General features: G+C 67.5%; 1 protein-coding gene. It reads right to left on the bottom strand.

Features of this window, described 5'->3' with window-relative positions:
• Window positions 1-7,010, bottom strand: a 7,010-nt coding sequence (locus BMX85_RS29765) for a non-ribosomal peptide synthetase (RefSeq protein ID WP_229210736.1), incomplete at both ends; no start/stop codon positions are given.

Raw genomic sequence — 7,010 nt, 5'->3', positions numbered from 1 at the left:
CCGACACCGAGCTTGATCAGGCGGTGCGCCAGCCGGTTGGCGCGCTGGTTCAGCGCCATGTAGGTCAGCGATTCGTCGCCGAACAGCAGCGCCGTCGCCAGCGGCGACTCAAGCGCCCAGCGCTCGAACAGCTGGTGCACCGGCGCCATGTTCGCATGGCTGGCCGGATTGACGCTCCAGGTGCGCAACAGCTCCCGCTCCGTCGCGCCCAACAAATCGAGTTCGCCGATGGCGCGCCCGGATTGACCGTCCAGCACTTCGACGATGCCTTCCACCGCCGCCAACATATATTCGCATAGCTTTGCGGCGCCGACCGAACGGACGGCCTGTCCCACCAGATGGAAGTCCTGGCCAAGATCATCGATCGACATGCCGACAGGGTAGTTGGTTCGCTCTTCACCACCCAGGGACACCATGCCTTCCCAAACGGCGCCGCTGTCGGCCGTGCCGCTGGCGCCGTGGCGGTAGTTCAGTAGTGCCGAGAACAGCGGCGTTCCGCCGGCCATGCCGCTGCAACGCTGCGCCAGCGACAGGCTGGCGTGTTCGTGCGCCATCAATCCAATCAAACCGGCGTGAGTCTCGCGCAGGCTATGCAGCACGCCGCGCCCACCGAGTTTGACGCGCAGCGGCAGCGTGTTGATGAACATGCCCAACGCACGCCCGGCGCCTTCGCCGCCCTGCATGCGGCCGAACAGCACGGTGCCGAATACCACGTCGTCCTTGCCGGTCGCTTTCGACAGCACCAGCGCCCACGCCAGGTGGAACAAGCTGGCCGTACCCAGGCCGTGGCTGCGCGCCTGCCGCCTGATCCTTTCGGACAGACCGGCCGCCAACGGCAGCCGCAACTCTTCGACGCCGCCGCCGTCGCCTTGCACGTCCAGCAAGCCGAATGGCGCCGTCGGTTCGTCCACATCGGCCAGCATCGCCTTGAAGAAGGCCTCATGCTCGGCGGCGCTGACGCCAAGGCGCGCCTGCGCCACGAAGCGGCGGAACGGCACCGGCTCGGACAATTCTTCCGCACGCCCTTGCTGGATCAACGCGATCTCCGCGACGATCAGCTCCAGCGTGGTGTGGTCCAGCACCAGATGGTGGCCGGGCAGCTGCAACAGCCAGCGTTCATGATCGGGATCCTGTAACGCCACGGCGCGCAGCAGCGGCGCGCGGCGCACGTCGATGCGATGGCGCAGCGGGTCGACATGGGCGTTCAGCCTCTCGGCGGCGTCGGTGCCTTGCGATACCGGCAGCCATTCGATGACCAGCGCGGCGTGGCGCGCGACCACCTGCACCGGAGATTGCAAGCCTTCCCACAGCACCGCCGTGCGCAGGATGTCGTGACGCGCGATCACCCGGTTGAAGCTTGAGACGAAGCGCTCCAGCCTTTCACGGCTGTCGAAGCCCAGCAGGTGCGGCGTGACATAGGCGTCGCCCTCACCCTGAAGCATGTGGTGGAAAAGAATCCCTTCCTGCAGCGGCGCCAATGGATAGATATCCTGGATGTTGGCGGCGCCGCCTGGCACCGCCTCCTCTATGCGCGCGATCTGTTCGACGTCGAGGTCGAGGTCGATCAGGGTTAGCATCTCCGGCGTGATCGCGTCGCAATCCGCAGGGATCAGATTAGGCGGCACCACCACATCGCGCCGGTCCTCGTCTCGGGCGACTGATTGCGCGAAGGCCGCCAGCACCGGTTGCTGGAACAGCGTGCGCACCTGCACCGCCTTGCCGCGCGCGCGCATGCGTTCCAACACGCTCAACGCCAGCAGCGAATGGCCACCCAGCTCGAAGAAGTTGTCCTGGCGTCCGATACGTTCGACGCCCAGCACCCCGGCCCAGATCGCGGCCAGTGCTTGTTCGACCTCGCCCTGCGGCGCTTCGTATTCCCGGTTTTCATGGCCGGGCTCCGGCAGCGCCTTGCGGTCCACCTTGCCGTTGGCGTTCAGCGGCAGGCTGTCGAGCGTCACGATCAACGACGGCACCATATAGTCCGGCAGCGCTTCGCCCAGGCGCCCGCGCAACGCCGCCGTGTCGATCGGCTGCCCGGCCTGCGCCGAGACATAGGCCACCAGGCGCGCGCCGGTGGCGCCGCCATGGGCCACCACCACCGCCTCGCGCACCGCCGGTTGCGCCAGCAGTTGCGCCTCCACCTCGCCCAACTCGATCCGGAAGCCGCGAATCTTGACCTGGTGGTCGATCCGGCCCAGGTATTCCAGCTCCCCCTCGTCGTTCCAGCGCACCAAATCCCCGGTGCGGTACAGGCGCTCGCCATCGAGGCCGAATGGATCTGCCACGAAGCGCTCGGCGCTGAGGCCCGGACGGTCAAGGTAGCCGCGCGCCAGGTTGATGCCGCCCAGGTACAGCTCACCGGCCACGCCGGCCGGCACCAGATTCAGGCCGGCGTCTAACACGTGGGTGTGGGTGGCGCTGATCGGCCGGCCGATCGGCACCTGGCCACGGCCGTCGTCGCGGCAGGTGCTGTGGGTGACGTCGATGGCAGCCTCGGTCGGCCCGTACAAGTTGTAAAGTCCCGCCTTCGGCAGACGTTTGAACACGCCGTTGCGCGCCTCGGCCGGCAGGGCCTCGCCGCTGCAGACGACGCGCGTCAGGCTGGCGCACGCCTCGATGCCCTCGTGCGCGAGGAAAGCCTGCAGCATCGACGGCACGAAGTGCAGCGTGGTGACGCCATGGCGCTCGATCAGTTCGACCAGGCGGCGCGGATCGCGGTGGTCGCCCGGATTGGCGACGGCCAGCCGCGCGCCGGTCATCAACGGCCAGAAGAACTCCCACACCGAGACGTCAAAGCTGAACGGGGTTTTTTGCAGCACCGTGTCGGCGGCGGTCAAGCCATAGGCTTGCTGCATCCACGCCAGGCGGCTGTACAGCGAGCGGTGGCGATTTGCCGCGCCCTTGGGCCGTCCGGTCGAGCCGGAGGTGTAGATTACGTAGGCCAGGTTTTCGCCGTGCAGCGCGACCGCCGGATCATGCCCGGCCTCGCCGGCCAGATCGAGCGCGTCCAGCTCCAGCAGGCGCAAGCCGGCGGCCAGCGGCAGGCCTTCTTTCAGCGCGCTCTGCGTCAGCAGCAACTGGATGCCGCTGTCGCCGATCATATAGGCCAAGCGGTCGGCCGGATATTCCGGGTCCAGCGGCACATAGGCGCCGCCGGCCTTCATGATCGCCAGCAGGCCGACCACCATCTCGACCGAGCGTTCTACCGCGATGCCGACCTTGACGTCCGGGCGGACACCGAGTTTGATCAGGTGGTGCGCCAGCCGGTTGGCACGCAGGTTTAGTTCCGCGTAGCTCAGCGATTCGTCGCCGAACAGCAGCGCCGTCGCCCCGGGCGCCTCCCGCGCGCGGCGTTCGATCAGGTGGTGCACCGGCTTCTCGTCCGCATGCGCCGCCGGGTTCACGCCCCAGGCGCGCAGTCGATCGCGCTCGGCCTCGTCCAGCAGGGACACGGCGCCGGCCGCGCGGCCGGGATCTTCAGCCAACGCCCGCAGCACCGCCACATAGTGTGCCGCCATCCGTTCGATCGCCTCGGCTGCGAACAGCTCTTGTGCATAGGTGAAGCCCACATGCAGCAGGCCATCGGCTGCCTCGAATGTGTCGACCGTCAGTTCGAACTGCGCCGTGCGATCGCCAGAGAGGTAATCCTCCAGCACCAGGCCTGGCAGCTGTCGCGCCCCGCCGCGCTGCTGCCTTTGGTGGTTCATCAGCACCTGGAACAAGGGATTGGCGCCTAGCTGGCGCTCGGGCCGCAGCGCCTCGACCAACTGCTCGAAAGGCAGGTCCTGGTGCGCCTGTGCGCCCAGTGACGCTTGCTTTGCCTGTTCCAGCACCTGCGCCATGCTTTGCCTGTCGTCGATGACGTTGCGCAGCACCTGGGTATTGACGAAGAAGCCCACCACGCCCTCGGTCTCGGAGCGATGGCGGTTGGCGATCGGCACGCCGACCCGGATATCCGACTGGCCGCTGTGGCGCGACAGCAGCACCTGCACGCCGGCCAGCAACGCCATGAACAGCGTGGCGCCTTGCGCCTGCGCGCGCCGCTGCAGGCCGCCAGCAAGATCGGGCGGCAGCACGAACGTGTGCCGCGCGGCGCGGTAGGCGCCATCGGCCTTGCGCGGGCGATTGGTCGGCAATTGAAGTACCGGGTGCTCGTCGCCCAGTTGCGCCTTCCAATAACTTAGCTGGCGTTCCCGCTCGCCGGCTTCCATCCACTGGCGCTGCCACGCCGCGTAATCGGCATATTGCACCGGCAGCGGCGCCAGCGTGGCCGAGCGCCCCTCAAGACGCGCCCGATACAGCTCGACGAATTCCTCGACGATGATGTTCATCGACCATCCGTCTGAAACGATGTGATGCATCACCACTGCCAATACGTGTCGGTCCGCCGCTTCGCGGATCAGGCCCACGCGCAATAAGGGGCCGTGTTCGAGGTCGAACGGGGTGCGGTTCAGACGCGCCACCTCGCCGCGCACTTGCGCGGTCAAGGCGTCGGCCGCCGTTCCTGTCAAGTCGATGTGTTCGAACCAGGCGTCCGACGCCTCGCCGACCAGCTGTGCCGCCTGGCCGTCGTCGCCGGCACGGAACACGGTGCGCAGGGATTCATGCCGGACCAGCAGCGCCTCGAAGGCTGCCTTCAGGGCATCGACATCCAACGCGCCGTTCAGCGTCAGCGCGTGACTGATGTGGTAAGCCGCGCTTTCAGGTTCCAGTTTCCACAGGAACCACTGGCGAACCTGCGCATACGAGGCGGCCATCGGGCCTGACCGACTGGTTTCGGGCAGCACCGGAATCGATTCCTCCTTGCGATCACCTTCGCCGGCCCTGGCCACTGCCGCCAGGGTCTGATGGGCAAAGATCTGCTGCGGCGTCAGTGACAGGCCGTTGGCCCGGGAGCGCGAAATCACTTTGAGACTGAGAATCGAATCGCCACCCAGCTCGAAGAAGTTGTCCTGGCGTCCGACGCGTTCGACACCCAGCACCCCGGCCCAGATCGCGGCCAGCGCTTGTTCGACCTCGCCCTGCGGAGCCTCGTATTCCCGGCTTTCGTGGTCCGGCTCCGGCAGCGCCTTGCGGTCCACCTTGCCGTTGGCGTTCAGCGGCAGGCTGTCGAGCGTCACGATCAACGACGGCACCATATAGTCCGGCAGCGCTTTGCCCAGGCGTGCGCGCAACGCCGCCGTGTCGATCGTCTGCCCGGCCTGCGCCGAGACGTAGGCCACCAGGCGCGCGCCGGCGGCGCCGCCATGGGCCACCACCACCGCCTCGCGCACCGCCGGTTGCGCCAGCAGTTGCGCCTCCACCTCGCCCAACTCGATCCGGAAGCCGCGAATCTTGACCTGGTGGTCGATCCGGCCCAGGTATTCCAGCTCCCCCTCGTCGTTCCAGCGCACCAAATCCCCGGTGCGGTACAGGCGCTCGCCATCGAGGCCGAATGGATCTGCCACGAAGCGCTCGGCGCTGAGGCCCGGACGGTCAAGGTAGCCGCGCGCCAGGTTGATGCCGCCCAGGTACAGCTCACCGGCCACGCCGGCCGGCACCAGATTCAGGCCGGCGTCTAACACGTGGGTGTGGGTGGCGCTGATCGGCCGGCCGATCGGCACCTGGCCACGGCCGTCGTCGCGGCAGGTGCTGTGGGTGACGTCGATGGCAGCCTCGGTCGGCCCGTACAAGTTGTAAAGTCCCGCCTTCGGCAGACGTTTGAACACGCCGTTGCGCGCCTCGGCCGGCAGGGCCTCGCCGCTGCAGACGACGCGCGTCAGGCTGGCGCACGCCTCGATGCCCTCGTGCGCGAGGAAAGCCTGCAGCATCGACGGCACGAAGTGCAGCGTGGTGACGCCATGGCGCTCGATCAGTTCGACCAGGCGGCGCGGATCGCGGTGGTCGCCCGGATTGGCGACGGCCAGCCGCGCGCCGGTCATCAACGGCCAGAAGAACTCCCACACCGAGACGTCAAAGCTGAACGGGGTTTTTTGCAGCACCGTGTCGGCGGCGGTCAAGCCATAGGCTTGCTGCATCCACGCCAGGCGGCTGTACAGCGAGCGGTGGCGATTTGCCGCGCCCTTGGGCCGTCCGGTCGAGCCGGAGGTGTAGATTACGTAGGCCAGGTTTTCGCCGTGCAGCGCGACCGCCGGATCATGCCCGGCCTCGCCGGCCAGATCGAGCGCGTCCAGCTCCAGCAGGCGCAAGCCGGCGGCCAGCGGCAGGCCTTCTTTCAGCGCGCTCTGCGTCAGCAGCAACTGGATGCCGCTGTCGCCGATCATATAGGCCAAGCGGTCGGCCGGATATTCCGGGTCCAGCGGCACATAGGCGCCGCCGGCCTTCATGATCGCCAGCAGGCCGACCACCATCTCGACCGAGCGTTCTACCGCGATGCCGACCTTGACGTCCGGGCGGACACCGAGTTTGATCAGGTGGTGCGCCAGCCGGTTGGCACGCAGGTTTAGTTCCGCGTAGCTCAGCGATTCGTCGCCGAACAGCAGCGCCGTCGCCCCGGGCGCCTCCCGCGCGCGGCGTTCGATCAGGTGGTGCACCGGCTTCTCGTCCGCATGCGCCGCCAGGTTCACGCTCCAGGCGTACAGTTGATCGCGCTCGTCCGTCGCCAGCAAATCCATTTCGCCAATGGCGCTTTCCGGCGCCATGGCCAACGCCGTGACGATGCACTCGACCGCAGCCAGCATGTAATCGCATATACGCCCTACGCCGACCTGGCGCACCGTTTGCCCCGACAGCTGGAAGCCCTGGCCTTGATCATCGACCGACATCACCATCGGGAAATTCGTGCGTTCCTCGCCGCCGAGCGCCTGCATGCCTTCCCAGGCGATGCCGCTGTCGGCCTGGCCGGTGGCGCCGTGGCGGTAATTCAACAGCGACGAGAACAGCGGCGTACTGCTAGGCAGCCCGCTGCAACGCTGCGCCAGCGACAGACTGGCGTGTTCGTGCGCCAGCAGGCCGGTCAAACCGGCGTGCGTCTCGCGCAGGCTTTCCAGCACGCCGCGCGCGCCCAGTTT

Source organism: Duganella sp. CF517 (assembly GCF_900110275.1).
Lineage (GTDB): Bacteria > Pseudomonadota > Gammaproteobacteria > Burkholderiales > Burkholderiaceae_D > Rugamonas.
Note: the sequence above shows the minus strand (reverse complement) of the source record. Positions and strands in the feature narration are given on the sequence as shown.